General features: G+C 59.8%; 23 protein-coding genes. 5 read left to right on the top strand and 18 right to left on the bottom strand.

Translation table 11 applies throughout. From position 1 onward, the window contains the following. Positions 1-235: 235 nt before the first annotated feature. Together HU718_RS15665 and HU718_RS15660 are read right to left on the bottom strand one after the other, a co-directional pair. Positions 236-1,387, bottom strand: a complete 1,152-nt coding sequence (locus tag HU718_RS15665; RefSeq protein WP_064390160.1) for an acyl-CoA dehydrogenase family protein — start codon at positions 1,385-1,387, stop codon at positions 236-238. A 3-nt stretch (positions 1,388-1,390) separates the two neighbouring features. After that, entirely contained in the window at positions 1,391-2,497 is a 1,107-nt protein-coding gene (locus tag HU718_RS15660; RefSeq protein WP_186615044.1) for an enoyl-CoA hydratase/isomerase family protein, read from the bottom strand. 255 nt (positions 2,498-2,752) lie between these two features. Between HU718_RS15660 and HU718_RS15655 the strand changes: the two genes are divergently transcribed. Continuing rightward, positions 2,753-3,778, top strand: coding sequence for a hypothetical protein (locus HU718_RS15655; RefSeq protein WP_186615046.1), 1,026 nt, complete (start codon positions 2,753-2,755; stop codon positions 3,776-3,778). Positions 3,779-3,802: 24 nt separating this feature from the next. On the opposite strand, the gene HU718_RS15650 is transcribed toward HU718_RS15655, so the two are convergent. The 11 genes from HU718_RS15650 to arnB form a co-directional block, all read right to left on the bottom strand. Further along, positions 3,803-4,495, bottom strand: a complete 693-nt coding sequence (locus tag HU718_RS15650; RefSeq protein WP_186615048.1) for an HPP family protein — start codon at positions 4,493-4,495, stop codon at positions 3,803-3,805. A 157-nt stretch (positions 4,496-4,652) separates the two neighbouring features. Then, positions 4,653-5,831, bottom strand: a complete 1,179-nt coding sequence (locus HU718_RS15645) for an MFS transporter (protein WP_186615050.1) — start codon at positions 5,829-5,831, stop codon at positions 4,653-4,655. A gap of 198 nt (positions 5,832-6,029) precedes the next feature. Then, the gene (locus HU718_RS15640) at positions 6,030-6,542 is read right to left on the bottom strand and encodes a GNAT family N-acetyltransferase (protein ID WP_186615052.1); all 513 of its coding nucleotides are present in this window, start codon (positions 6,540-6,542) and stop codon (positions 6,030-6,032) included. A gap of 114 nt (positions 6,543-6,656) precedes the next feature. Then, positions 6,657-8,036 carry a UDP-glucose dehydrogenase family protein gene (locus HU718_RS15635; protein WP_186615054.1) on the bottom strand — a complete coding sequence of 460 codons (1,380 nt, stop codon included), beginning with the start codon at positions 8,034-8,036 and terminating at the stop codon, positions 6,657-6,659. Beyond that, the gene (gene arnF, locus HU718_RS15630) at positions 8,033-8,437 is read right to left on the bottom strand and encodes a 4-amino-4-deoxy-L-arabinose-phosphoundecaprenol flippase subunit ArnF (protein WP_186615056.1); all 405 of its coding nucleotides are present in this window, start codon (positions 8,435-8,437) and stop codon (positions 8,033-8,035) included. Before arnF ends, HU718_RS15635 begins: the two co-directional genes overlap by 4 nt. Continuing rightward, on the bottom strand, positions 8,434-8,778 hold the full coding sequence (gene arnE / locus HU718_RS15625) for a 4-amino-4-deoxy-L-arabinose-phosphoundecaprenol flippase subunit ArnE (protein WP_186615058.1): 345 nt from the start codon (positions 8,776-8,778) through the stop codon (positions 8,434-8,436). The genes arnF and arnE overlap by 4 nt, the downstream gene beginning before the upstream one ends. After that, positions 8,775-10,427, bottom strand: a complete 1,653-nt coding sequence (gene arnT / locus HU718_RS15620) for a lipid IV(A) 4-amino-4-deoxy-L-arabinosyltransferase (protein ID WP_186615060.1) — start codon at positions 10,425-10,427, stop codon at positions 8,775-8,777. The genes arnE and arnT overlap by 4 nt, the downstream gene beginning before the upstream one ends. After that, on the bottom strand, positions 10,424-11,308 hold the full coding sequence (gene arnD, locus HU718_RS15615; RefSeq protein WP_186615062.1) for a 4-deoxy-4-formamido-L-arabinose-phosphoundecaprenol deformylase: 885 nt from the start codon (positions 11,306-11,308) through the stop codon (positions 10,424-10,426). The genes arnT and arnD overlap by 4 nt, the downstream gene beginning before the upstream one ends. Next, a complete protein-coding gene (gene arnA / locus HU718_RS15610; RefSeq protein WP_186615064.1) occupies positions 11,308-13,299 on the bottom strand; it encodes a bifunctional UDP-4-amino-4-deoxy-L-arabinose formyltransferase/UDP-glucuronic acid oxidase ArnA in 1,992 nt (663 codons plus the stop codon). Before arnA ends, arnD begins: the two co-directional genes overlap by 1 nt. Next, entirely contained in the window at positions 13,296-14,312 is a 1,017-nt protein-coding gene (arnC, locus tag HU718_RS15605) for an undecaprenyl-phosphate 4-deoxy-4-formamido-L-arabinose transferase (RefSeq protein ID WP_186615066.1), read from the bottom strand. The genes arnA and arnC overlap by 4 nt, the downstream gene beginning before the upstream one ends. Further along, on the bottom strand, positions 14,309-15,457 hold the full coding sequence (gene arnB, locus HU718_RS15600; RefSeq protein ID WP_186615068.1) for a UDP-4-amino-4-deoxy-L-arabinose aminotransferase: 1,149 nt from the start codon (positions 15,455-15,457) through the stop codon (positions 14,309-14,311). The genes arnC and arnB overlap by 4 nt, the downstream gene beginning before the upstream one ends. Before the next feature lie 446 nt (positions 15,458-15,903). Here arnB and HU718_RS15595 point away from each other — a divergent pair, with 446 nt between their 5' ends. Next, complete coding sequence (locus tag HU718_RS15595) at positions 15,904-16,749, top strand: site-specific integrase (RefSeq protein WP_224793216.1); 846 nt, start codon at positions 15,904-15,906, stop codon at positions 16,747-16,749. Between the two features lie 6 nt (positions 16,750-16,755). On the opposite strand, the gene HU718_RS15590 is transcribed toward HU718_RS15595, so the two are convergent. The 5 genes from HU718_RS15590 to HU718_RS15570 all read right to left on the bottom strand — a co-directional run bounded on the left by HU718_RS15590 (position 16,756) and on the right by HU718_RS15570 (position 23,228). Continuing rightward, entirely contained in the window at positions 16,756-17,310 is a 555-nt protein-coding gene (locus HU718_RS15590; RefSeq protein ID WP_186615070.1) for a PqiC family protein, read from the bottom strand. Between the two features lie 16 nt (positions 17,311-17,326). Then, a complete protein-coding gene (locus HU718_RS15585) occupies positions 17,327-18,982 on the bottom strand; it encodes a PqiB family protein (RefSeq protein ID WP_150729156.1) in 1,656 nt (551 codons plus the stop codon). 223 nt (positions 18,983-19,205) lie between these two features. Further along, complete coding sequence (locus HU718_RS15580; protein WP_186615072.1) at positions 19,206-20,507, bottom strand: NAD(P)/FAD-dependent oxidoreductase; 1,302 nt, start codon at positions 20,505-20,507, stop codon at positions 19,206-19,208. Then, positions 20,504-21,592 carry a polyamine ABC transporter substrate-binding protein gene (locus HU718_RS15575; RefSeq protein ID WP_186615075.1) on the bottom strand — a complete coding sequence of 363 codons (1,089 nt, stop codon included), beginning with the start codon at positions 21,590-21,592 and terminating at the stop codon, positions 20,504-20,506. The genes HU718_RS15580 and HU718_RS15575 overlap by 4 nt, the downstream gene beginning before the upstream one ends. A gap of 277 nt (positions 21,593-21,869) precedes the next feature. Continuing rightward, on the bottom strand, positions 21,870-23,228 hold the full coding sequence (locus HU718_RS15570; protein WP_186615077.1) for a glutamine synthetase family protein: 1,359 nt from the start codon (positions 23,226-23,228) through the stop codon (positions 21,870-21,872). Between the two features lie 162 nt (positions 23,229-23,390). Here HU718_RS15570 and HU718_RS15565 point away from each other — a divergent pair, with 162 nt between their 5' ends. The 3 genes from HU718_RS15565 (at position 23,391) to HU718_RS15555 (ending at position 25,837) form a co-directional block, all read left to right on the top strand. Next, complete coding sequence (locus HU718_RS15565) at positions 23,391-24,290, top strand: helix-turn-helix domain-containing protein (protein ID WP_186615079.1); 900 nt, start codon at positions 23,391-23,393, stop codon at positions 24,288-24,290. 90 nt (positions 24,291-24,380) lie between these two features. Further along, positions 24,381-24,890 (top strand): sigma-70 family RNA polymerase sigma factor, encoded by a 510-nt coding sequence (locus HU718_RS15560; RefSeq protein WP_038361341.1) that lies wholly within the window; start codon positions 24,381-24,383, stop codon positions 24,888-24,890. Next, positions 24,890-25,837, top strand: a complete 948-nt coding sequence (locus tag HU718_RS15555) for a FecR domain-containing protein (RefSeq protein WP_186615081.1) — start codon at positions 24,890-24,892, stop codon at positions 25,835-25,837. Before HU718_RS15560 ends, HU718_RS15555 begins: the two co-directional genes overlap by 1 nt. Positions 25,838-25,848 lie beyond the last annotated feature (11 nt).

The following is a 25,848-nucleotide window of genomic DNA, read 5'->3' as shown; positions in this document are numbered from 1 at the left end:
GCCCCTCACCCTAACCCTCCCGAAACGTCGGACCGCCCGGAGGGAGAGGGGACTGATTGGGGGATATTGATGATCTGCGCCGACCTGAAAGAACTTTACTGAATCCCTGATCGGCCTGGTTAATCCAATCGATAATCGACCCGGTCTTTCAGGTCTGGCGTATAACGCCAGACACCTCGGTCGGCCCCCTCTCCCTCTGGGAGAGGGCTGGGGTGAGGGAAAGGGGCCAACACCATCACAACTGATAGTTCTTCAGCTCCCGCGCAATCACCATCCGCTGAATCTCGCTCGAGCCTTCATAGATCTGGGTAATCCGCGCATCGCGGTAATACTTCTCGACCGGATAATCCTCCAGATACCCATACCCGCCATGAATCTGAATCGCCGACGAGCAAACCTTCTCGGCCATTTCCGACGCAAACAACTTGGCCTGCGAAGCCTCGGACAAGCAAGGTTTGCCCGCTGTACGCAGACGCGCCGCATGCAGGATCATCAGCCGCGCCGCGTTGATCTGCATGTGCATGTCCGCCAGCAGGTTGGCGATGCTCTGGTGTTCATTGATCGGTTTGCCGAACTGGATACGATCACGCGAATACACCAGCGCCGCTTCAAACGCCGCACGGGCAATGCCCAGTGCTTGCGCGGCGATGCCGATACGTCCGCCTTCAAGGTTGGACAGGGCAATCGCCAGGCCTTTGCCGCGCTCGCCGAGCAGATTGGCCTCGGGAATGCTGCAGTTGTTCAGCGTCACCGCACAAGTATCGGAAGCGCGGATGCCCATCTTGTGTTCAGTCCGATCAACGATGAAACCCGCTGTGTCGGTCGGCACCAGAAACGCCGAAATCCCTTTCTTGCCCAGATCCGGATCAGTCACCGCAAACACAATTGCCAGTTTCGCCCGTTTGCCGTTGCTGACAAATTGCTTGGCGCCGTTGATCACCCATTGGCCGTCACGCAGTTCGGCACGGGTGCGCAGGTTGTGCGCTTCGGAACCGGCCTGAGGTTCGGTCAGGCAGAAGCAGCCAATGGTTTTCCCGCTGGCCAGATCCGCCAGCCAGGTCTGTTTCTGTGCTTCGCTGCCGTAGTTGAGTACCGGCCCGCAGCCGACCGAGTTGTGAATGCTCATGAACGCCCCGGTCGCGCCGTCACCGGCGGAAATCTCTTCCACGGCCAAGGCGTAGGCGACGTAATCGACGTAAGTGCCGCCCCATTCCTCAGGCACTACCATGCCTAACAGCCCCAGCTCACCCATCTTCGCGACGAGCGCGTCGTCGATCCAGCCAGCCTTTTCCCAGGCCTGCGCGTGCGGTGCGATTTCGCCACGGGCAAAGTCCCGGGCCATGTCGCGGATCATCACTTGTTCTTCAGTCAGTTCGAGATCGTGCATGGCTCAGCTCCGGCGCTCATCAAAACCATGGAAGAAACTCGCGACATGCGCAGCGTCCAGTGCAGCGAGGGTCGGCGGGTTCCAGCGAGGTGTCTTGTCTTTATCGATCAGCAGGGCGCGTACGCCTTCGATCAGGTCGCCGCGGGCGAACCACTGGCGATCCAGATGCAGCTCAAGTGCGAAGCAGTTTTCCAGGCTCAGGTGGCGGCCGCGACGAAGCATTTCGAGGGTCACGGCCATGGCCAGCGGCGAACGAGTCTCCAGCAGATTGGCCGTGGCCGTTGCCCATTCGTGGCTGTCGGCGACGGTTACCGCGCGCAATTGCTCAACCATGCTCGGCACATCCGGTAGAGCAAAAAAGTGATCGATGGCCGGGCGCAAGGCTTCTAGCGGCGCATCGGGCAAGGTTTGCACGGCGTGCTTGGCCAGCAGGTTTTGCAGCGCCTTGAGCGGCGTGTCCTGCCATTCCATCTGATCGAGCTTTTCGTCGAGCAGCGCCAGTTTGCTGCTGTCCAGGTACCAGTCGGCGAGGCCGCAATACAGCGCATCGGCCGCACGAATCTGCACGCCGCTGACCCCCAGATAAATCCCCAGCTCACCGGGAATGCGCGGCAGGAAATAACTGCCACCGACATCCGGGAAATAACCGATGGCCACTTCCGGCATCGCCAGACGGCTCTTCTCGGTGACCACGCGCAGATCGGCGCCTTGCACCAGGCCCATGCCGCCGCCGAGGACGAAACCGTCCATCAGCGCCAGCACGGGTTTGCGGTAGTGATGAATCGTCAGGTCGAGGGCGTATTCCTCGACAAAGAAATCTTCGTGCAGCGTGTCGCCGCTTTTGAAACTGTCGTACAGCGAACGAATGTCGCCACCGGCGCAGAAGGCTTTTTCACCGGCACCGCGCAGGACTACGGCGTGAACATTGGCGTCAGTCGCCCAGGCGTCGAGTTGCTGTTGCAGCAAACGCACCATGTCGAGGGTAATGGCGTTGAGACCGGCGGGGCGGTTGAGGGTCAGGTGACCGATGTGATTGCGAACCTCGGCCAGCACTTCGTTTTGCGTGGCATCCATGGACTGGGTCCGCGGGGATGAAGCCTGAGCTGTCATCAGTAACTCCCTGCTTTTATTGTCTTTATTCGAGAAGCTCGCGCGCGAGCGTTACCGGATCGTAACAGTGCAAATTTGCCGTGTACAACGGAGATAACTGCAGGCGACATCTGCATTTTTGCATGGCAAGGGTGCCTGTCGGCAGCGCCTGCGGGAATACAGATTACTTTGGAGTGGATAGTGATATTCAATAATTGTGCTACACCCTAACAAGCGGTGCGAAAGGACATTCGTCAATCTGTCAGGGAAAGAAAAATGGCTCCGAAACACGGGTTAATTACGCAACTGGTGAGGGAGTTTTCAACGAAGGCGCCCAAACACGTTCCTGCAACGTTTGTTAACCCAACTCCCCCGGGAAAGCAAAAACGCATTTTTCTGCCCGGCAACCAGAACGCACCGATCCTCAGTGGCAGCCTTGATTCGGCCTTGCCGCTGCATGCGAGGATGCGGGCCAATCATTTTTTTTGGTTTTGTATCAACGTCAAGATGAGTTGTGATGTGCTTGGCAAGATTTCACACACGTTTAACAAGAAGCCTCTGGATGCAATAGAACTTCGTCATGCGACTCATCAAACCGGAGTCGGCTACAGAACCAAGGGGATACACGCCGATTTTAATAAAAGCGCTGACAATATGGGGGATCAACTGGGTACGGGCGTTTCCAGTATGGACGCAGCGCACTTCAATAACCTGGGGCTCACCCAGGACTTTCTGTCAGGCTTCGATATCGCCATCGGAAACTCGGACGGGGATTTGAAGGCTGCACTTCAAAAACTCAAGGATCGTTGCCTGACGTTTTGTTCGGATACGCGGCTGTTGCCGCAGCATATCAACCTGAAGCCCGATGTCATCATTGACGAGGTTCACCGTCAGGTGGCGCGCGATCTATTTTTCAACCCGGGTTTCAACACCGGCCAACTAGTGTCTGACAGTCAAATTGGTCATTACATCAATACCGCCACCACAGCAATCGAGGGTAGTTTCACCGCTGATGAGAAGAAAAAGCCGGAGGCGCTCCTCTACGAAATGGCGAAGTTATACCAGCCGGGTTATTCGTATGTGAAAGCGCATTTTTACAACGAACTGCGGCCAAACGTGGAGATCCAGATTGATGAGCTCAATGGGGTATTGCCATCGGGGATCAAGATGATCGAATACGGCGATTACATCGGTGAAGGCTCCTCCGCGGCTAAACCGCGATCGCCCGAACTCCAGGAACAGATCCAAAAGTTTCGGGACGCACAAAAAGCCAATGAAGATGATCAAACCTGGAGTGAATGATGGCCGTCAGTGGACAGCCCGCGTCTATGATCGCGCAAGCACTTCGCTGATGCTGCGCCGCTTGGCATGCAATTCGCTGGCGTGGATCAGCTGTTCAAGATCCTCGGGGGTGATGTCGATGAAGGCTTCCATGTCGGCCAACGCCAGTTTGAGGTCCTCGGCGGTGATGGCCTGACTGTCGACGGGCGCAACGATCGGCGCCGGTTCAGCCGGACGTTTCGGATAACGAATGCGTGTCAGGTTGTTGTAGGCGAGTGCACTGAGCAGCATGCACGCCGCACCGAGCATCACCGGTTCCATGGCTTTCCAGTCCATGGCGATGGTCGCCGGATCGGCCAGCACCAGCGTCAGTGCCAACGCCCCGGCCGGCGGATGCAGACAGCGCAGCCAGCACATCAGAATCAACGCCATGCCCGCCGCCAGACAGGCGCTGCCCAAAGTCCGGCCGAGCACATGGGCGACCAGCAGTGCGACGACGCCGGCACACAAATACCCACCGAGAATCGACCACGGCTGGGCGAGGGCGCCGGAGGACACGGCGAACAGCAACACCGCCGATGCGCCCAGCGGCCCGATCAAGTGATAGGCGACTTCATGGCCGAACACCTGCGCGCACAACCACACGCTGAATAATGTGCCCAGCGCCATGCCGATGGCGGCGCGGCTCCATTCGGTCGGGCGGGTGTTGATGGCGGCGGGCAACCAGCGAGCGAGCATGTAAATCCAATCCTTGCAGCAAATTCGAGGCAAAAAAAAGGACTTGTCCGGCATATCCGGAAAGCCCTCGAAGCGTTCCAACATTGGGGGAGGAACGTGCACAGTTTGCCGATCAAACTCGATGCTGACAAATTCATATTAATGAAGATTTAGTGCATTAATTTTGAATTGAAGCGACACGGCGGCCACTCATGAAACACAAATAGCCACCCACAGCGGCCAATGCGCTCAAGGCATAGAACATGCTGGGCGCCGGTGTGTGCATCAGCAGAAATCCGCACATGACCGGACTGGCCGCACCACCCAGCGCCGCCAGATTCTGCGCGCCGTAGTAACTGCCGCGCAGGTCTTCCGGGGCCAATGTGTCGACGAACAGAAAGTCGGCCGGGTAAATGATCATCTCGCCCAAGGTGAAGATGAACATCGCCACGCACCAGCCGACCAGGCTGTCGGCCAGACTGAAGCCGATCAGCCCGACGATGAACAATGCGGTGCCGCCGGCAATCCAGTGGCGCAGGTGTTCGCGGGTGAGTAAACGGCCGATCTGGTACTGCAGCACAATCACCGTGATCGCGTTGCAGGCGAGCAGGGCGGCCATGGTGTCCAACGTCTGTTGCTGGGTGTGGGTCACCAGCAGGTATTGCGACAGGTACAGGGTGAAACGCCCGTGCACCAGCGTGCTGAGCAGGCAACCCAGGGTAAACAGGATCATCGTGCGGTCGTTTTTCAGGATGATCAGGGTTTTCAGAAAACTCGGCGGTGCGGCGACTGGAGCAATCGGGCTGGCTTCCCGGCCGGCGCCGAGCAGCAGAAAGATGCTGCCGATGGCAATCGCACCGGCCACGATAAAGGGCGCAGAGGGCTGCACCCCGGCAATCACCACGCCGATCATCGGGCCGACGGCATAGCCGATGTTGGTCAATGTGTAGTTGAGGGAAAACGCCTTGACCCGTTGGCCGATTGGCAGGTTTTCACTGAGGATGGCTTTGGAGCAGATCAGGAACAGCGCCGACGCCGTTTCGCTGATGATCAGCACCAGCGTGACCAGATAAAGATTCTGCGCGAAGGTCAGCAGGATCAGACCGATACCACTGGAGAGCATCGTCAGGATCAGCAACCGGCGCTTGTCGAGCCGATCGATGATGTAGCCGCCGTACAACGACAATAACGTGGCGCTGAACACCGCGATGCCCAACAGCAGACCGACGTCTTGCGGATTGAGGCCGAGCTTGTTGCTGAGGAACAGCGTCAGCAGCGGGCTGATCAGGGCGCGGCTGATGACGACGGTCAGCGAGCTGATCATCAACCGGCGGATGAGGCGCGAGTAGGTGGCCACGGAGGGGCAATGTCCTTATTTCAAATGCTTGGCAGGCGTGGGTCATCCTCACCGGGCAATCATCACCGGTCAAGCCGCCATAACACCATCCCTGTGGGAGCGAGCCTGCTCGCGAAAGCGTTCTGTCAGATACATCAGTGTTGACTGACACTCCGCCTTCGCGAGCAGGCTCGCTCCCACAGGGGACTTCCGTTGCTTTCAAATCAGGGGCAGGTGCATGGCGCAGCGGCGGTTCGCGGGAAAACCCAGTGCGATTTCGGCCTGTACGGCGTCGTGCAAATAGCCAGCGGTAGGTGCGGACGTCAACTCGATAAACCCCATGCGCTGATAGAACGGCGCATTCCACGGCAGGTCGCGAAACGTGGTCAATGTCACTGCTTTCAACCGCAATGCGCGCGCGTGTTCAATCGCCGCCGAAACCAGCCGTCGACCGATGCCCTGGCCCTGAAAGGCCTGACTGACGGACAACTCTTCGATGTGCAGGTGCTGGTCGATTTCGACTGCGCGGAGAAATCCTGCCAGTTCGGTACTTTCAGCGACCCATACATACGCCTCCTCGATAGCTCGCACATGTTGCGCAACCTCCGCCACCTCGGCATCCGCCAGCCAGGCCAATTGCGGGTCAAGACGAAACAGCTCGGCCGCCGAGCGTTCGATGGCAGGGAGGGTCACCGCGTCAGCGGGCCTTGCAAGGCGAATGATCATGTTCATGTAGGAGCTGCCGCAGGCTGCGATCTTTTGATCTGGATTGTAAAAAACAAGATCAGAAGATCGCAGCCTTCGGCAGCTCCTACAAGGGCGGCGGCGTACAGAGCGACGGCGTCATCAAGCGACGTCGGACGCGTTCGGCCACTGTTGCAGCGGGATCGGCAGTTTGCGCGACTCGCCACGACCCATCGGGAAGTAATGGAAACCGTTGCGCGCCAGACGCTCGGCGTCGTACAGGTTGCGCCCGTCGAAGATCACCGGCGTGTTGAGGCGCTGCTTGATCAGGTCGAAATCCGGTGCCTTGAATTGCTGCCATTCGGTGCAGATGATCAACGCATCGGCGCCGGGCAGCACCGATTCCGGCGTGCCCATCAGCATCAGTTTCGGTTCGTCCGGGTAGAGGTTCTGGGTTTCCTGCATGGCTTCCGGGTCGAAGGCGCGCACACTGGCACCGGCGGCCCACAATTCTTCCAGCAGCACGCGGCTCGGCGCGTCACGCATGTCGTCGGTATTCGGTTTGAACGCCAAGCCCCACAAGGCGAATGTCTTGCCACGCAGGTCTCCGCGATAAAACGCGTTGATGCGCTCGAACAACTTGTGTTTCTGCCGCTGGTTGATCGCCTCGACCGCTTGCAGCAAATCACTGGAGCAGTGCGCCTCTTCGGCGCTGTGGATGAGCGCGCGCATGTCTTTCGGAAAGCACGAGCCGCCATAACCGCAGCCCGGGTAGATAAAGTGGTAACCGATGCGCGTGTCGGCACCGATGCCCTGACGCACCGATTCAATATCGGCGCCCAAGTGCTCGGCTAGCTCGGCGATCTGGTTGATGAAGCTGATCTTGGTCGCCAGCATGCAGTTGGCGGCGTACTTGGTCAGCTCGGCGCTGCGCAGGTCCATGAACATGATGCGGTCATGGTTGCGGTTGAACGGCGAGTACAGATCACGCATCACGTCGCGTACCTCATCGCCTTCACAGCCGATGACGATGCGATCCGGGCGGCGGCAGTCGGCAACCGCCGAGCCTTCCTTGAGAAATTCCGGGTTGGAGACGATATCGAATTGCAGCAGGCGGCCCACCTTGATCAAGGCTTTTTCAATGTGCGTGCGCAGGGTGTCGCCCGTGCCCACCGGCACCGTGGATTTCTCGACGATGATCAACGGTTGCTCACGATGCCGGGCAATCGCATCGCCGACCGATAGCACGTAACGCAGATCTGCCGAACCGTCCTCACGCGACGGCGTACCCACGGCAATAAACGCCACCCGCGCGTGCTGCACAGCGAGTTTTTCATCGGTGGTGAATTGCAGGCGTTTCGAATCCAGACCTTCACGTACCAGGCTGGCCAGCCCCGGTTCGAAAATGCTCACGTGACCCTGGCGCAACAGGTCGACCTTCTTCTGGTCGACGTCCATGCACACGACATCATGGCCGACTTCGGCCAACACAGCCGCTTGCACCAGACCGACGTAACCGCTGCCAAATACTGTGATTTTCATGGAGCACTCCTGAATTCGGGCGCACGAGCCGGACGAGTGTTGATGGTGATGACCCCGAGCATGACCAGCGCCACGCCCAGTGATTGAGTGAAACTGAAGGATTCGTTGAACAGCGGCAGACTGGCCGCCAGCAGATAAACCAGCGCATAGCTGATGCTCAGCAGCGAGTAAGCGCGGCCCAGCGGCAGATCGCGCAGGGCGGCGAGCCAGCAGAGCATCGACAGCGCGTAGGCAAAAATCGCCGCGATGACCACGGCCAAGGCGCGCCAATCAAGGCTGTCGATGTGCAGCCATTGTTCCGGCACGGGCAGGCGGATCATGCTCCAGCGCATGCCCAGTTGCGCAGCGCTGACGAGGAATACGCTGCCCAGTGCGAAGGTGATGCCGCGACGTTGATTCATGACTGTTGCCCCAGCAAAACCACGCCGCCGATCACCAACGCCACGCCAATCCAATGCCGGCTGTCGATGGGTTCACGGAAGACGAAGCGCGCGATCAGGGTGATCAGCACGAAATTGAGGCTGAGCATCGGGTAGGCGATGCCGACTTCCAGACGCTGCAACACCAGCAACCAGACCAACAGACCGGAACCGAGGGCGAACAGGGCCAGCCATAACCACGGCGAGCGCAGTTTGCCGGTCAGCGAAGAATCGCTCTCGCGCCAGCTCTCCACGGCGTACTTCTGCGCGATCTGGCCGAGGCAGGTCAGCAGGCACGCGGCCAACAGCAACAAAAGGCTCATGACGCCTCCTTGGGCAGAATCATGATCACCAGGTTGCCCTGCTCATAACGGACGCCGTCCTTCGGCAATCTGTCGATTTCGTCCAGTTCGTCCTGCCCCTTGACGCGCATCACCACGCCGACTGAACCGCTGCGGCGCGCCTCGCGCATCCATTGTTGTACGTGTTCGGGATCGACCCGCTGTTGAATGCCGTCAGGATAGGCAAGGCCATATTTCAATTCGCCTATCGTGTTGTACAACGCCACTTGTGGCGTTTTCAGGCGCCAGGCCAGTGCCGAAGCTGCGCCCAGATCGTTGCTCAGCAGGTGGGTGGTTTGCGAAAGTTCGGTGACGTGATGCTTGATGAACTGGTCCGGCATCTTGTTGGCGACCACCGACTTCGGCAGCGCCGCCGGCAACACGGCGATCAGCAACAGGCTGCCCAGCGCCGGAGCCGCCCAGCATTGCAGCGGCAGAAAGGCTTGCAGCAGGTTGGCGATGATCCAGCCGATCAGCGCGATAAACACCAGCACCAGACTGTGCAGTTCGTGGTCGTACACCGGTTTGGTCAGTTGCAGATACACCAGCGCGATCAGCGTGACGACGCCCAGCAACAGATTGAGCAGACCATTGATGCTCAGCGCGCGACCTTGCTCAAGACGCAAGCGGTCAGCCAGCGCATTACCCAGCAACAACGCCAGCGGCAGCAGGCACGGCAGGATGTAAGTCGGCAATTTGCCGTTGCTCAGGCTGAAGAACAGCAACGGCAGCAGCAGCCACAGCAGCAGGAACACGATTTTGGGCTGAGCGCGGCTTTGCCAGGCTTGCTTGAACGCCGTCGGCAACAATCCCGCCCACGGCAAACTGAACGCCACCAGCAATGGCAGATAGAACCACCACGGCGCATCGTGTTGCGCGTCATCCCCGGCAAAGCGGCGAATGTGCTCGTGCCAGAAGAAGAACCGCCAGTAGTCCGGCTCCTGCGCATGCACCGACAGCACCCACGGCAGGCTGATGAGGATCGCCACGGCAATCGCCACCGGGCCGAACATCAGCAGTTCACGCCAGCGTTTTTGCCAGAGCAGCCACGGCAGGGCGATCAACACCGGCAGCAGCCAGGCGAGAAATCCCTTGGTCATGAAGCCCATGCCACAGGCCAGGCCCAACACGGCCCACGCGGCCATGCGCTTGCCGCTGGTGTGGCTGTCGAAGGCAAACCACAGCGCCAGCAGACTCAGGTTGACCCAAAAAGTGAACTGCGGATCGAGGTTGGCGTAGCCCGCCTGACCGGCGACGATGGTGAAACTCATGTAGAGCAGGGCGCAGACGAAGCTTTTGCGCGGCTCGTTCCATAAACGTCGGGCGAGCAGATAGCACAGCAGCACGCTCAGGCCGGTGCTCAGCGCCGACACAAAGCGCACACCGAACAGGTTCTGCCCGAACAGTTGCTGACCCAGCGCGATCATCCAGTAACCGGCAATCGGCTTCTCGAAATAACGCAGGCTCATGAAGCGCGGCGACACCCAGTTGCCGCTCAGCAGCATGTCCTGGCTGATCTGCGCGTAACGGGTCTCATCAGGAATCCACAAACCGTGCGTGCCCAGCGGCAGCAGATAGGCCAGCAGACAAATGCCCAGCAACAGCAGTGGCAGCGTCCAGCGTTTGATCATGCGCCTTGCACTCCCAGCCAGCCTTCACGGCCGTCGAGGGCGCCGCGCTGCACGCGACCCACGGGCAAGGTGTTGAAGAACTCGGGCAGCAAGTCACCCAGCGGTGTGAAGTCAATGTTGCGCTGTCGCGCGTCGGCGAGCAGTTGGCGAAAGTCCTCGGCCATGAGAATCCCTTCTACTTCGGCGTGAATGGTGTAGACGTTGAGCTGTTGCGGGCGAAAGTGATCGAGGAGGAACGCGTTGTAGTCCCGCGCGGCAACGATCGGGCCGACGACTTCGTCGAAGGTCGGCAGGTCCACCGGAATCTGCGGCGTACCCGGCGTGCCATCGGCCAGCAGCGGACGAAACAGGCGGTTGCCTCGGCAATCGCTGTTGTAGCGAAAGCCGAAGGCTTGCTTGGCCTCGATCACGCGCTCGTCCGCACGCCAACCGGCAGCGGCGGAACACTCGACTTTCTCACCGAGAATGTCGCTCAAGGTGTCGACGCCCTGACGAATCTGCTCGATCAGTTGCGCGTTGCTCCAGCGCCCGGCGTTGGCCTGCCAGCCATGGTGATCCCAGGCATGCAAACCCACTTCATGACCGGCATCGCGGGCCTGACGCATCAGGTGCCCGAGATCGCGGCCAATCGGTTTGCCCGGCCACGCGGTGCCGGCCAGCAGAATGTCCCAGCCGTACAGGCCGGCAGCATTGGAACGGAGCATTTTCCAGAGGAACTGCGGGCGGATCAGGCGCCACAGATGCCGGCCCATGTTGTCGGGGCCGACACTGAAGAAGAACGTCGCCTTGATCTGCGCTTCATCGAGCATTTCCAGCAAGCGCGGCACACCTTCACGGGTGCCGCGATAGGTATCGACGTCGATACGAAGGCCTGCCTGCATTAGCGCTTGTCCGCTTGTTCGAGCATGGCTTCACGCAAGAAGAAATCCAGTGTGTTGCCAATGGTCTCGCGCATCTCCACGGTCGGCGTCCAGTCGAGCAGGCGCTTGGCGTTGGCGATGCTTGGTTTGCGGTGTTCGACGTCCTGGTAACCCGCACCGTAGAACGCCTTGCTTTCCACGTCGCGAAAACCGGCGAACGGCGGGAAGTTGTCGCGCAGCGGATGCGCTTCGAACTGACGCAGCAGCTCTTCGCCCAACTGACGAATACTGGCTTCGTTGTCCGGGTTGCCGATGTTGATGATCTGGCCGTTGCAGACGTCGTTGTCGTTATCGATGATCCGCGCCAAGGCCTCAACGCCGTCAGCGATGTCGGTGAAGCAACGTTTCTGCTCGCCGCCGTCGAACAGGCGAATCGGCGTGCCTTCGACCAGATTGAGGATCAGTTGAGTGATGGCGCGCGAACTGCCGATGCGCGCCGAATCCAGACGGTCAAGGCGCGGCCCCATCCAGTTGAACGGGCGGAACAGGGTGAAATTCAAACCCTTGGCGCCGTACGCCCAGATCACCCGGTCCAGCAGTTGTTTGGACACTGAGTAGATCCAGCGCTGCTTGTTGATCGGGCCGACCACCAGGTTCGAGGTGTCTTCGTCGAAGTGCTTGTCCTGGCACATGCCATAGACTTCCGAGGTCGACGGGAAGATCACGCGCTTGTTGTACTTGACGCAGTAGCGCACCAGTTTCAGGTTTTCTTCGAAGTCGAGTTCGAACACACGCAGCGGGTTGCGGGTGTATTCGATCGGCGTGGCGATGGCCACCAGCGGCAGGACCACGTCGCACTTCTTGATGTGGTACTCGATCCACTCGGAGTGAATGCTGATGTCGCCTTCGACGTAGTGGAAGTGCGGATGGCTGCGCAGACGCTCGATGGCGTCGGAGCCGATGTCCAGGCCATAGACTTCGTAGCGGTCGTCACGCAGCAGACGCTCGGACAGGTGATTGCCGATAAAACCGTTGACGCCGAGGATCAGCACGCGAGTGCGGCGCGGTGCACGGCCGGATTCAGCGCCGCGCAGCAGCGAGCCGTCGACCAGACCGAGTTCACTGGCCAGTTGCGGGCCGCTGAGGAACAGACCGTTGTCGTTGCGTTGACCGGAGAGGATCACCAGCGAATCTTCGCCGCAGGCAATGCGCAACGGATCGACGCTGATCACCCGGCCCGGCGCCTGACCGTCGTTGCCTTTGACGACTTCGGCGCTCCAGACGATGAGTTTGTGGTCGCCCACGGCGCAGAAAGCGCCCGGATACGGTTGGGTCACGGCGCGCACCAGATTGAACAGTTGCTCGGCGGGTTTGGCCCAGAGCAGTTTGCCGTCCGCGGGGGTGCGACGACCGAATACCGTAGCTTTCGATTCGTCCTGCGCGGTTTCGCTGATCTTGCCTTGCAGCATCGCTGGCAAGGTGTCGCGCAGCAGGTCAACGGCTGCCACGCGCAATTTGCCGTGCAGGCTCAGCGCGGTGTCGCTGCGCTCTATGGCTACGCGCTGCTGGGCAACGATGGCGCCGGCATCGGCACGTTTGACCATGCGGTGCAGGGTCACGCCGGTTTCGGTCTCACCGTTAACCAGCACCCAGTTGGCCGGGGCACGGCCACGGTAGCTCGGCAACAGAGATCCGTGCAGGTTGAACGCGCCTTTTTTTGCGGTGGCCAGCAACGATTCGCTCAGCAGGTGGCGGTAGTAGAACGAAAACAGGTAGTCCGGATTGAGCTTGGCAATCCGCTCGATCCACAGTGGGTGATTGACGTCTTCCGGGGCGTGCACCGGGATGCCCTTGGCGGCGCACAGTCGCGCAACCGATCCGTAGAACGCGTTCTCTTTCGGATCATCGGCGTGAGTGAATACCGCCGCAATCTCATAGCCGCTGTCGAGCAGGGTTTGAATGCCGGCGCAGCCGATATCGTGATAAGCGAAGACAACCGTTTTTGCGCTCATGAGAGAACCTGATCATTGGAGGAGGAGAGACCGTCGACGGTGATGGCGCGCGGCGGCATGGCGGGTTGGCCGCGCAAGACTTTTTCCACGAAGAAACGCGGGCGGGCGCGGACGTCGCTGTACATGCGCCCCAGATATTCGCCAAGCAGACCCATGCCGATGAACTGGCCACCGGTGAACACGAACAACACCGCGAACAGCACGAACATGCCGTCACCGGCCCAGCCGGCACCGAACACCAGACGCAACACGATCAGTGCGGCGGCAAACAACACGCCGAGGCCAGCCATGGCGAAACCGACGATGCTCAGCAGGCGCAACGGCGTGGTGGTCATGCAGGTGATCAAGTCGAACATCAGGTTGATCAAACGCATCGGGCTGTACTTCGAATCGCCGTGTTCACGCTCGGCGTGGGCGACGACGATTTCGGTGGTGTGGCGAGCGAAGCTGTTGGCCAGAATCGGAATGAACGTGCTGCGCTCGCGGCAGGCGAGCATGGCGTCGATGATCGTTCGGCGGTAAGCGCGCAGCATGCAGCCGTAGTCGCTCATGGCGACGCCGGTGGAGCGCTGCACGGCAAGGTTGATCAGCTTCGACGGATAGCGGCGCAGGGCCGAATCCTGACGGTTGCCGCGTACGGTGCCGACGACGTCGTAACCTTTCTCGGCTTCGGCAACCAAGCGCGGAATCTCCTCCGGCGGGTTCTGCAAGTCGGCATCGAGGGTGATGACGACATCGCCTTTGCATTGTTCGAACCCGGCCATGATTGCTGCGTGCTGGCCGTAGTTGCGGTTGAGGATGACCGCCACGAACGGGCTGTCTTCGCGGGTCGCGGCTTCCTCCAGAAGATGGGCGGAATCGTCACGGCTGCCGTCGTCCACAAGGACGATTTCATAGTCGTGACGCAACATCCGGCAGGCGGCTTCAGTGCGGCGTAGCAGTTGCGGCAGGCTGTACTGTTCGTTGTAGACCGGAATAACGATCGACACACAGCGGATCGGATAAGGTTTCACGGGCGTTTGTCCATTAGGGAGGCGATGGCGCCGACCACGCGATCAAGGTCCTGATCGGTCATGTCGGGAAACAACGGAATCGAGCACAGCCGCGCCGAGTTCCATTCGGTGTTGGGCAGGTACAGGTCGGGGTCACGCTGGCGATACCAGGCGTGCAGGTGGGTGGCGATGAAATGGATACCGGTGCCGATGCCCTGTTCCTGCAAACCTTTCATAAAGGCATCGCGATCCATGCCGCAGCGCTCGCGGTCGATACGCAGGATGAACAGGTGCCAGGCGTGGGTCTGGGCGTAGGCGGGCAGGGCCAGCGGTTGCACCGGCAGGCCTTCGAGTTTTTGCCGGTAGGCGGCGGCCAATTCAGTGCGACGGGCGTTGATCGCGTCCAGACGCTCCAGTTGCACCAGGGCAATTGCGGCGTTGATGTCGGCGAGGTTGTATTTGAACCCCGGCTCCATCACTTGAGCCTGCGGCTTGCGGCCACCGGTCAGGCGATCGTAGGCGTCGACGCCCAGACCATGGAACTTGAGCATGCGCACGCGGCTGGCCAAGGCTTCGTCGTCGGTGACGAACATCGCGCCTTCGGCACAGGTCATGTTCTTGATCGCATGGAAGGAGAAAATCGCCGTGCCCTGCGCGCCGACGTGACGCCCCTTGTAGCGGGTGCCGGCAGCGTGCGCGGCGTCTTCGATCACCGCGATGCCGTGCTTGTCGGCCAGCGCATACAGCGGATCGAGATCAAACGCGGCGCCGGCGTAATGCACGGGAATGATTGCTTTGGTGCGTGGGGTGATGGCGGCTTCGATGCGCGCGGCGTCGGTCATCAAGGTGTCGCGGTCAACATCGACGAACACCGGTTTGGCGCCGAGCAGCGAGATCATGTTGGCGGTTGAGACCCAGGTCTGCGAGGGCGTAATCACCTCATCACCGGGGCCGATGCCCAAGGCCAGTAACGTGATGTGCATACCACCGGTTGCCGAGGAAAGTGCCACTGCATGCTTGCAGCCGACATAGTCGGCAAACTGTTCTTCCAGTGCCTGGCTTTTAGGGCCGGTAGTAATCCAGCCCGAACGCAATACTTGTTCAACCGCGGCTATTTCTTCATCGCCGATACTCGGCCGGGAAAACGGCAGAAACGCTTGACTCATAAGAACCTCGGGGCGACAGCCATCCTTCAGCCGATTGTTTGAAAAACACGGAATTTCAAAGGGTTGAGTTACCGGTCGGGGAATACCTGATTGACTTTCCAGTCCGCGGCCGGCAGGGTTGCAGGCCTTTCGGGGCAACCTGTTGTAACTAAGGTTATGCGTGTTTTTGTCAAAGGACATGAAAAAACGGTCGGCGATTCGTCTATCTGTAAGCCATACAGCCACCGTTCAGACTTCTTCCGTTCATCGGCTGTTTTAGTCGAAAAGTCTTACGAAAGAGTCGCTATTTATATAAGTTTGTTTGCACTTTTAAGTTGTTTTGTTGAACTGTTTTCTATTCAAGGCCGTTTCGTTTGATTGACTTGTCGAGTACTGAATCCACCCCGTCCAACACTAATCCGCTGACGATTTATCTGGCGCGACTGGCGCCCTCCAGCCAACTGACCATGCGCTATGTCTTGCAGGATGCTGCGGACCGCCTCGGTTTCGAAGACGTGGATATCGAAGAAATCCCCTGGCACGGGTTGCAACCCGAAGACGTCGTGGCGCTGGTCGCCGCTTTGCGCGCCGACGGTTATGCGCCGAATACCTCGTCGCTGTATGTGAATGCCGTACGCGGGGTGATGAATGAAGCGTGGCGCATGAGCCTGATCAGTCAGGACCATTTGCTGAAGATGCGCTCGGTAAAGGGCATTGCCGGCACGCGGTTATCTCAGGGGCGCAACTTGAAGCGCACCTTGATCCACGAATTGATGGAAGTCTGCGCCGCCGATCCGCGCCCTCAAGGGCTGCGCGATGCGGCGGTGATTGCGCTGTTGTACGGCACCGGCATGCGTAAATCGGAGTCGGTGGACCTGGATTTGAATCAGGTCGACTTCACTGAACGCAGCCTGACCGTCACCGGCAAAGGCAACAAACAACTGATCAAGTACGCGCCGGCATGGGCGTTCGCCAAACTCGATGCCTGGCTGGAGCTGCGCCGTTCAGAGCTGAAGGAGGGTGAGAGCGACGATGCCTTTCTGTTCAACCGTATCCGTCGCGGCAGCCATATCACTCGCGAACGCATCACCAAACACGCGATTTACTACATCGCCCGTCAGCGAGGCACGCAGGTCGGTGTGAAGATCATGCCTCACGACTTCCGCCGCTCGTTCATCACGCGGGTGATCGAGGAACACGATCTGTCGATCGCGCAGAAACTGGCGCACCACAGCAACATCCAGACCACCGCCAACTACGATGTGCGGGATGACAACGAGCGTCGGCGCGCGGTGGATCGCTTCGATCTGTAGGCCTCGTCAGGACGGGGAAGGGCAGGTGCGCGCATTGCCGGTTGCCGCCCGACTGATCTGCTCGGCCAGACGTTTGACGTTGTGCTGCTGGGCGCCCACCAGATCATCGATGGTCGGGCCGGCCGGTGTTTGCAGGGTCGAACGGCACGTCAGCAAACCATTGTCAGTGGCGCCGTCGGGACGCAAGCGCCATTTGGCGTCGATCAGGCCGTACTGACCGGGGATCGAGTCGAAGCGTTGCACTTCGATGCGCACCGAAACGTTGCCTTGGCCACTGGTATTGCTCAATTGATCGGCCAACGCACCGCGCAACTCATCCGCCAATGTCGCCCCCCACCAATCGGTTTCCAGAATCGCCAGGCCGCTGTTGCCCTGGCGGATAACGATTTGCGCCCGGTCGACCTGCGGCGGCACGCTCAGCGCTTCAATCGGAATCTGCGCGCCGCTCCGTGTATTGGCAACCTGCACCGGGGTCAGGGTGTGAAAACTGATCGGGTCGCTGCGACAGGCGCCCAGCAGCATGAACGCAGCGAGCACGGTGATTTTCAGCGGTACAGCCATGGTTCAGCTCCTGTGCTCAGTTGCGTGGCGGACCTTTCAGGTCGATAGGCGCGGCGTTATCGGGGCGACCACGAATCAGCGATTCCGGATGCCGGCCGAGGTAATCCGACAGCTCACGCAGCGAACGCGACATGCGCCCGAGTTCGTCGAGGGTTTCCGTGAGTTTTTCGCGTTGCGGCGAATCTTCGGCCAGGGTCGAGCTGGCCGACTGCAAGGTCTTGCTGACATCAGCGAGGGTGCTCTGCACGCCCGGCAGGGTCTTGGCGTTAAACTGCGTCAGGCCTTTGCGCAGCTCGATCAGATTGCTGTCGAGGTTGTTGGCGATGCGATCAACCGGCAGCTTGTTGAGTTTGTCGACCACGGCTTCGAGTTTTTCCTGCAACTGTTCGAGGCTGCCGGGAACGGTCGGTAGAACGACCGGGCGAGCAGTCGGGTCGAACGCGACTTTCTCCGCTTTCGGGAAGAAGTCCAGCGCCACGTACAACTGGCCGGTCAGCAGGTTGCCACTGCGCGCCTGAGCACGCAGGCCATTATCGACGAAGGTACCCAGCAGGCGGATGCCAGCGGCTTCGTCGTTGGGGTCGTGCTTGAATTCGGTGAGCATCTTTTTGTAGGCCTGACCGAGACGCTGCGGGTAAATGACGATGCCGACGTTAAGCGGGAAGGTGCGTTTTTTTGCGTCGAAATCCAGGTTGATGCCCACGACCCGGCCGATCTCCATACCGAGGAACTCGACCGGCGCATCGACCTTGAGTCCGCGCAGTGACTGTTCGAAACGCAGCACCATGTATTGCGCCTTGCCATTCGGCGGGGCGAGGGCGCTCTGCTGGTCGGCGAACAGTTCGAAATCCTTGTCGTCGGCGGCGGCCACATCATTGGGACTGTAATCCGGAGCACGGAACGCAATACCGCCCACCAGCATGGTCGATAGCGATTCGGTCTTCACGGCAAAGCCGTTGGCACCGACATTGATGTCGATGCCGCTGGCATTCCAGAAACGGGTGTTTTCGGTGACGAACGCGTCGTTCGGCGCGTGAATGAACACTTCGATATCCACTCCTTTACCTTCCGGGTTGAGGGCGTAAGTGACGACCTGGCCGACCGGAATCTTGCGGTAATAGACAGGTGAACCGATGTCCAGTGAACCGAGGTCCGGCGCGTGCAGCATGAAACGCTTGCCGGGTTCGCCATAGGTGATCGGCGGCGGATTCTCCAGACCCTTGAAGTTCTTTGCGCGGCTATCGGACTGGCCGACGTCGGCGCCGATGTAGTCTCCGGAAAGCAGGGTGTCGATGCCCGAAACGCCGCCGGCGCCAATGCGCGGGCGCACCACCCAGAACTGTGAATCTTCGCGCGTGAAGGTTTCCGCCTGTTTGGACAGCTTGATGGTGGCGTCGACGCTTTTCTGGTCGCCACTCAACTCGACGTCCGTGACCTGACCGATGACCACGTTGCGGTATTTGACCTCGGTCTTGTTCGCCGTCAGGCCGCTGCCTGTCTTGAAGTTGACAATGATCGTCGGCCCTTCCTGCATCACGTTGTGCACCACCAGCGAAATGCCCACCAGCACCGCCACGATCGGTACGATCCAGACGAGTGAAATGCCGAAACGGTGGGTTTTGACGGGGGCTTGGCCTGGCGCTCGCGGCTCGTCGGTGGCTGACGACTTCATCCATGTCTCCTCGATTGAATGGGCACTGAGCGTCAGGAACGCAAAAGCACCTCATCAATATAGAAGTGCTTGGCGATAGAGCAAATGTGTATAGCTCGCCTGTGCTTGATGATCGTTCCCACGCTCTGCGTGGGAATGCCTCATGGGACGCTCTGCGTCCAGTGACGCGGAGCGTCACGGGCTACATTCCCACGCAGAGCGTGGGAACGATCAAACCGCGCTGTCAGCAGAGCATTTCCCGCAGGCGATACCAGAACATGCCCAGTGCCAGCAGTGGCGAACGCAGGGCCGGGCCGCCGGGGAAGGTCATGTGCGGCACGCCGCTGAACACGTCCATGCCCTGACTGTGACCGGCATGAATCGCCTCGCCGAGCAGTTTCGCGCACCAGTGCGTGACGTTCAGGCCATGGCCGGAATAGCCCTGCGCATAGAACACGTTCGGGTGTTGCTTAAGCCGGCCGACCTGCGGAAAGCGGTTGGCGGTGATGCCAATCTTGCCGCCCCATTGGTAGTCGATGCGCACGTCGGCCAGTTGCGGGAACACTTTGAGCATCTTCGGCCGCATATAAGCGGCGATGTCCGCCGGATCACGGCCGGAATAGTGGCAGGCACCGCCGAACAGCAAGCGTCGGTCCGCCGAGAGCCGGTAGTAATCGAGGCCGACTTTCTGGTCGCAAACCGCCAGATTCTGCGGAATCAGTTGCGCGGCGCGTGCCTCCGACAACGGCTCAGTGGCGATGATGTAACTGCCGGCCGGCAGCACTTTGCCACTGAGTTGTTGTTCGAGCTCGTCCAGATGCGCATTGCAACCGAGCACCAGACTGCCGGCGCGCACCGTGCCGTTTGCGCAGCGCACCTGCACGGTCGGGCCATGGATGATTTCCAGCACTTCACTCTGCTCGAAAATCCGCACGCCCAACGACGCTGCCAATCGCGCTTCGCCTTGCACCAGATCCAGCGGGTGCAGATGACCGGAACCCATATCCACCAGCCCACCGGCATAGATGTCGGAGTTGACCACTTGCTGGCGGATCTGCTCCGGGCCGATCAGTCGGGTTTCGTGGGCGTAACCGAGTTCGGCGAGGTCGACCAATTCATCCTTGAAGGCAGCGAATTGCGCGGGGGTATTGGCCAGATCGCAGAAGCCCCAGCGCACGTCGCACTCGATACCGTTGTCAGCAATGCGCTGCCGAACCAGATCCACCGAATCGATGCCGGCGCGCTGCAAATAACGCACGCCTTCCTGACCGACATATTTGGCGAAGCCTTCAACTTCATGACCGATGCCGCGAATCAACTGACCGCCATTGCGCCCGCTGGCGCCCCAGCCGATACGCCGGGCCTCGATCAACACCACCGACAACCCGCGCTGGGCCAGTTCGATGGCGGTGTTGACCCCGGTGAACCCGCCGCCGATCACGCAGACATCAGCGGTCAAGTCACCGTCCAAAAGCGGATAAGGTGTGCTCGCCCGGGCCGAAGCGGCGTAGTAAGAGCGGGCGTGTTCCTGGGTGTACTGATTCATTTGTTCGACTTCACTTTGCTCCAGGACCGGGTCATCAGACGCATGATCGCCTGGGGCGGGGTGGTAGAGATGTAGAGCTTGTCGAGGACTTCTTGAGGCGGATAGACCTCAGGATTGTTGACCAGCTCCGGATCCATGTATTGCTTGGCGGCCGGGTTCGGGTTGGCGTAACCGACCGAGGCGCTGACTTTGGCGATCACTTGCGGATCGAGCAGGTAATTGATGAAGGCAAGGGCTTCTTTGGTGTTGCTGGCGTCTGCAGGGATGGCCAGCAGGTCGAACCAGAGGTTGGCGCCTTCCTTTGGAATCGCGTAGGCGATGTTCACGCCGTTCTTGGCTTCCTTGGCGCGGTTGGCGGCCTGGAACACGTCGCCGGAATAACCGAAGGCTACGCAGATATCGCCGTTGGCCAGATCCGAGACGTATTTCGAGGAATGGAAATAGGTGATGTACGGGCGGATGCTCAGCAGTTTGGCTTCAGCCTTTTTGTAGTCTTCCGGGTTTTCGCTGCGCGGATCCATGCCCATGTAGTTGAGCACGGCAGGGAAGACTTCGTCGGCGGAGTCCATCATCGACACGCCGCACTGTGTGAGTTTTTTCAGGTTCTCAGGCTCGAACAGCACGGCCCAGGAATCGATGTGATCGATGCCCAGCACTTGCTTGACCTTGTCGACGTTGTAACCGATGCCGTTAGTGCCCCACAGGTACGGCACCGAGTGCTCGTTGCCCGGGTCGTTTTTCTCCAGCAGTTCGAGCAGTTTCGGGTCGAGGTTCTTGAAGTTCGGCAACTGCGAGCGATCAAGTTTGAGGAACGCGCCGGCCTTTACTTGACGCGCGAGGAAGTGGTTGGACGGCACCACCACGTCGTAACCGGTCCGGCCGGCGAGGAGCTTGCCTTCCAGGGTTTCGTTGGAATCGAAAACGTCGTAGATCACCTTGATCCCGCTTTGGCTCTGGAAATCGGCGAGGGTGGTTTCACCGATGTAGTCGGTCCAGTTGTAGACGCTGACCTGGGGTTGGGCGTGCGCTACGGCGCTGAACAGCACGCTCAGGGCGACCGGGAGTACGGATTTCAACAGACGCATTTCGACACCTCTTCTTATAATGATCGTTCCCACGCTCTGCGTGGGAATGCCTCAACGGACGCTCCGCGTTCGGCTTTGGATGGGACGCGGAGCGTCCCGGGCTGCATTCCCACGCAGAGCGTGGGAACGATCGATTGTTGGATTTCTCAGGTGGTTCGCTAATCCCTTGTGGGAGCGAGCCTGCTCGCGAAAGCGGTGGGTCAGGCAACATCAATGGTGACTGTGCTGACACATTCGCGAGCAGGCTCGCTCCCACAGGGATTTGTGCAGGTTTGGGTTAAACGCTCAGCATCAGGAACTCACGCTCCCACGAGCTGATCACGCGTTTGAAATTTTCATGCTCGGCGCGCTTCACCGCGACATAGCCACGGACGAACTTGTCGCCGAGGTATTGCGCCACGGTTTCGCATTCTTCCATCTGCGTCAGCGCTTCTTCGATGGTGATCGGCAGGCGCAGGTTGCGGCGTTCGTAGGCGCGGCCCTGTACCCCGGCACTTGGCTCGATACCTTCAACCATGCCGATGTAACCGCAGAGCAAACTGGCGGCAATCGCCAGATACGGGTTGGCGTCGGCGCCCGGCAGACGGTTCTCGACGCGCATGGCTTCCGGGCTTGAGGTCGGTACACGCAGGCCGACGGTGCGGTTTTCTTCGCCCCATTCGACGTTGACCGGTGCTGAGGTGTCCGGCAGGAAGCGGCGGAACGAGTTCACGTTGGGCGCAAACATCGGCAGCACTTTCGGAATGTACTTCTGCAAACCGCCGATGTAATGCAGGAACAGCTCGCTCATCTGCCCGTCTTCATTGGCGAAGACCGGCTTGCCGGTGGCGATGTCGACCACGCTCTGGTGGATGTGCATGGCGCTGCCCGGCTCATCACCGATCGGCTTGGCCATGAACGTCGCCGCAACGTTGTGCTTGAGCGCTGCCTCACGCATGGTGCGTTTGAACACGGTGATCTGGTCGGCCAGATCGAGGGCGTCGCCGTGACGGAAGTTGATTTCCATCTGCGCCGGGCCGTCTTCGTGGATCAGCGTGTCGAGGTCCAGGCCTTGCAGTTCGCACCAGTCATAAACGTCTTCGAACAACGGGTCGAATTCGTTGGCGGCATCGATGGAGAACGACTGCCGACCGCTTTCAGCACGGCCCGAGCGGCCCAGTGGTGCCTTCAGCGGCAAGTCCGGGTCTTCGCAGCGTTGGGTCAGGTAGAACTCCATTTCCGGCGCCACAATCGGCTTCCAGCCCTTGTCGGTGTACAGCTGCAAGACTTTCTTCAGTACGTTGCGCGGCGACAGTTCGATCGGGTTGCCGAACTTGTCGAAGGTGTCGTGGATAACGATGGCGGTCGGTTCGATCGCCCACGGAATCACGTAGACCGCGTCAGCCACGGGCTTGCAGACCATGTCGATGTCGGCAGGATCGAGCAGGTCGTAGTAGACGTCGTCGTCGACAAAATCCCCGGTTACCGTTTGCAGCAGCACACTTTCCGGCAGGCGCATGCCTCGCTCATGCAGGAACTTGTTGGTCGGTGCGATCTTGCCGCGGGCAATGCCGGTCAGGTCGCTGACCACACATTCGACTTCGGTAATCTTGTGATCTTTCAGCCACGTGAACAGCTGATCGAAAGGGGCATTCATAAAGACCTCGTTATTGGTTTTATAGACGCCGGGGAGGGCGGGTTTCATCTTCCGCCCCTTCCCCTGTGGCGCGTTGACGACTATCTTGGGCGAGCCTTGCAGTTCCATCTATCCACTTTAAGCAGCACCAAAGCGCACCAAAAGAGTGCGCAAGGTCACCCTATGACGACGTGCAATCCGCTACAAGTCCAAGCGTTCAACACCGCCGATGTCGCCGAACAAGTCCGCGCGACACCAGGCTGGGTCCAGCATTACCAACAGATGTCGCCGGGCCATTTCGCCGGGCAGATCCGCTATCTGGATCTGCAGGGTGTCGAGGTCTATGAAGAGCAGATGAACACCCGGGTCGAGCAGAATTTCAGCGCGCCGTCGGGTGCCTTGGCGTTCTGTTTTGATCGCAGCGACAACGCGCTGTACCTGCTCAATGAAGAGAGCTGCAACATCTGGATCACCCCGGAGAACTACCAGGAAATCGCCGTGGTGTTCGGTCCGGAGTTTGTCCGTCAGCACGGTCTGAATGTGGCGAAACTTGAAGGCTTGTTCATGACGCAACTCAATTGCGGGCAGAACGCCTTGTTTAGTCGCTGGTTAAGCTCGATTCTCACCAAGTTGTCGCAAGCTGTTGATCCACTTGATAAAAATGCGCTGACCCAGCAGCTGCTGGAAGACTGTCTGTTCATCCTCGACAACGCCCATACCAGCCTCGATCGCGGTGGCCTACAGCGTCGTACCGAAGAACGAATGATCATGAAACGGGTTGGAGAGTGGGCGGCGGATTCGCCGGAAGACACGGTCAATCTGCTGGAGCTTTCCCAAGTGGCCGGGGTGCCGTTGCGGCAATTGCAACAGGCGTTCAAGGCCTACACCGGGATGACCCCGAGTCACTGGCTGCGCCTGCGCCGGTTGAACAGCGCACACCGTGAATTGATTAAGCGCCGGCCCACGGAAACCACTGTGGCCGAGGTGGCGATGCAGTGGTCGTTCTGGCATTTGGGAAGGTTTTCCAGCAGTTACCGGGCGTTGTTCAAGGAATTGCCGAGCGAGACCTTGAAGCGCTCATGAAAGCCTCGGCGGTTAAAAAGGCTTTGTCTCGGCGCTGAAGTTAAATAGAATCACTCTCATTTGAAACTGACTTCGCGCAGGACTCTTGAGATGACTGAAGCAGCGACGCCATCGCCGCAGCACCTGCACGAACTGTATCGCGATCACCGAGGATGGCTGGAAACCTGGTTGCGGCGGCGCATGGGCAATGCCTGGGACGCGGCGGACCTGAGCCAGGATACCTTCTTGCGCGTGCTGTGCAGCGCTCAGCCGATTGCCGATATGCGTGAGCCGCGGGCGTATTTGCTGACAGTCGGCAAACGCCTGCTGAGCAATTTCTACACCCGCCGCAGTCTGGAAAAGGCCTATCTCGAAGCCCTCGCGCAATTGCCCGAAGAATGCGTGCCGTCGCCCGAGCAACGTTGGCTGCTGCTGGAAACCCTGCAAGCGCTGGATGAGCTGCTCGATGGTTTGCCGCGAGCGGTGCGTCGGGCCTTTCTCCTGAGTCAGCTCGAAGGCCTCGGTTACCGTGAAATTGCCGAACGTTTGCAGGTTTCCGAGCGCAGTATAAAACGTTACATGGCAATGGCTTACGAGCATTGTTTGATGCTGGATCTATGATGCGCGTCGCACCCAACACGGAAGCGCGTGAAGTGGCGCGTGCCGCCGCACAGTGGTTGGCATTGCTCGAATCCGGCGAGGCCAGTGAAGCCGATCACGTGCGACTGAAGCACTGGCGCGACAGCGATAGCCGCCATGAAAACGCTTGGCAGAAGATTCAATTGCTGCGTCAGCGCTTTGCCAGTCTGCCGACAGAGTTGGCCATGGCCACACTCGATCGTCCGGATCTGGCGCGGCGGGCAGCATTGAAAAGGGCGCTGGGGCTGGCGGCCTTGGTGCCGACGGCGTGGCTGATCAGTCGCCAGTTGCCGCTCGACGTCTGGCGCGCAGATTTGCAGACTTCCACCGGAGAGCACACGCGTACACGGCTGGCCGACGGCAGCACCTTGCAACTGAACACCGCCAGTGCGGTGAACGTCGATCTGGCCAGCCGTCAGTTGACGTTGGTGCGCGGCGAAATGGCGCTCAACGTTCCGGGTAGCACGGCATTGACGGTCAACGCACCGTACGGTCGGATCATTGTCAGCCGCAGCGAAGTCTGCGTGCGCCTCAACGAGCGTGACTGCAACGTGTCGGTGGTCAGCGGCTCGGTGCAATTGCAGCCGTTGCACGGGCCGGCGCTGCAGTTGAACGCCGGACAACAGCTCAGTTTGCAGGCCTCCGGCGCCGGACCGATCGCGCAGTTCGACGCAAACATGCCTGGCTGGCGTGACGGTGTGTTGGTGGCGCAAAACCAGCCGTTGGGGGATTTCCTGCGCGAGTTGAGCCGTTATCGCTCGGGCCTTTTGCGCTGGGAGCCGGCACTGGAAGGTCTGCGTGTCACCGGCAGTTTCCGTCTCGACGACACCGATAAAGTCCTGGCCCTGCTGGCGGCGAGCCTGCCGTTGGAGGTGCATTCGCGCACGCGTTTCTGGGTAACGCTGACGCCGCGAAAAAATATCGTCTGAAGCCTGTCCCT

It is taken from the genome of Pseudomonas tensinigenes (assembly GCF_014268445.2).
In the GTDB taxonomy this organism is placed as follows: domain Bacteria; phylum Pseudomonadota; class Gammaproteobacteria; order Pseudomonadales; family Pseudomonadaceae; genus Aquipseudomonas; species Aquipseudomonas tensinigenes.
The sequence above is the reverse complement of the archived record's forward strand: the minus strand, read 5'-3'. Positions and strand labels throughout refer to the sequence as shown.

Bases quoted from the DNA above. Each gene is read 5' to 3' on its own strand.
- arnD (WP_186615062.1), bottom strand. From the start codon at position 11,308: ATGCAGGCAGGCCTTCGTATCGACGTCGATACCTATCGCGGCACCCGT.
- HU718_RS15655 (WP_186615046.1), top strand. From the start codon at position 2,753: ATGGCTCCGAAACACGGGTTAATTACGCAACTGGTGAGGGAGTTTTCA.
- HU718_RS15585 (WP_150729156.1), bottom strand. From the start codon at position 18,982: ATGAAGTCGTCAGCCACCGACGAGCCGCGAGCGCCAGGCCAAGCCCCC.
- arnA (WP_186615064.1), bottom strand. From the start codon at position 13,299: ATGAGCGCAAAAACGGTTGTCTTCGCTTATCACGATATCGGCTGCGCC.
- HU718_RS15635 (WP_186615054.1), bottom strand. From the start codon at position 8,036: ATGAAAATCACAGTATTTGGCAGCGGTTACGTCGGTCTGGTGCAAGCG.
- HU718_RS15650 (WP_186615048.1), bottom strand. From the start codon at position 4,495: ATGCTCGCTCGCTGGTTGCCCGCCGCCATCAACACCCGCCCGACCGAA.
- HU718_RS15660 (WP_186615044.1), bottom strand. From the start codon at position 2,497: ATGACAGCTCAGGCTTCATCCCCGCGGACCCAGTCCATGGATGCCACG.
- HU718_RS15595 (WP_224793216.1), top strand. From the start codon at position 15,904: ATGCGCTATGTCTTGCAGGATGCTGCGGACCGCCTCGGTTTCGAAGAC.
- HU718_RS15570 (WP_186615077.1), bottom strand. From the start codon at position 23,228: ATGAATGCCCCTTTCGATCAGCTGTTCACGTGGCTGAAAGATCACAAG.
- arnB (WP_186615068.1), bottom strand. From the start codon at position 15,457: ATGAGTCAAGCGTTTCTGCCGTTTTCCCGGCCGAGTATCGGCGATGAA.
- HU718_RS15575 (WP_186615075.1), bottom strand. From the start codon at position 21,592: ATGCGTCTGTTGAAATCCGTACTCCCGGTCGCCCTGAGCGTGCTGTTC.
- arnF (WP_186615056.1), bottom strand. From the start codon at position 8,437: ATGAATCAACGTCGCGGCATCACCTTCGCACTGGGCAGCGTATTCCTC.
- HU718_RS15565 (WP_186615079.1), top strand. From the start codon at position 23,391: ATGACGACGTGCAATCCGCTACAAGTCCAAGCGTTCAACACCGCCGAT.
- HU718_RS15555 (WP_186615081.1), top strand. From the start codon at position 24,890: ATGCGCGTCGCACCCAACACGGAAGCGCGTGAAGTGGCGCGTGCCGCC.
- HU718_RS15590 (WP_186615070.1), bottom strand. From the start codon at position 17,310: ATGGCTGTACCGCTGAAAATCACCGTGCTCGCTGCGTTCATGCTGCTG.
- arnE (WP_186615058.1), bottom strand. From the start codon at position 8,778: ATGAGCCTTTTGTTGCTGTTGGCCGCGTGCCTGCTGACCTGCCTCGGC.
- arnT (WP_186615060.1), bottom strand. From the start codon at position 10,427: ATGATCAAACGCTGGACGCTGCCACTGCTGTTGCTGGGCATTTGTCTG.
- HU718_RS15580 (WP_186615072.1), bottom strand. From the start codon at position 20,507: ATGAATCAGTACACCCAGGAACACGCCCGCTCTTACTACGCCGCTTCG.
- HU718_RS15640 (WP_186615052.1), bottom strand. From the start codon at position 6,542: ATGAACATGATCATTCGCCTTGCAAGGCCCGCTGACGCGGTGACCCTC.
- HU718_RS15560 (WP_038361341.1), top strand. From the start codon at position 24,381: ATGACTGAAGCAGCGACGCCATCGCCGCAGCACCTGCACGAACTGTAT.
- HU718_RS15665 (WP_064390160.1), bottom strand. From the start codon at position 1,387: ATGCACGATCTCGAACTGACTGAAGAACAAGTGATGATCCGCGACATG.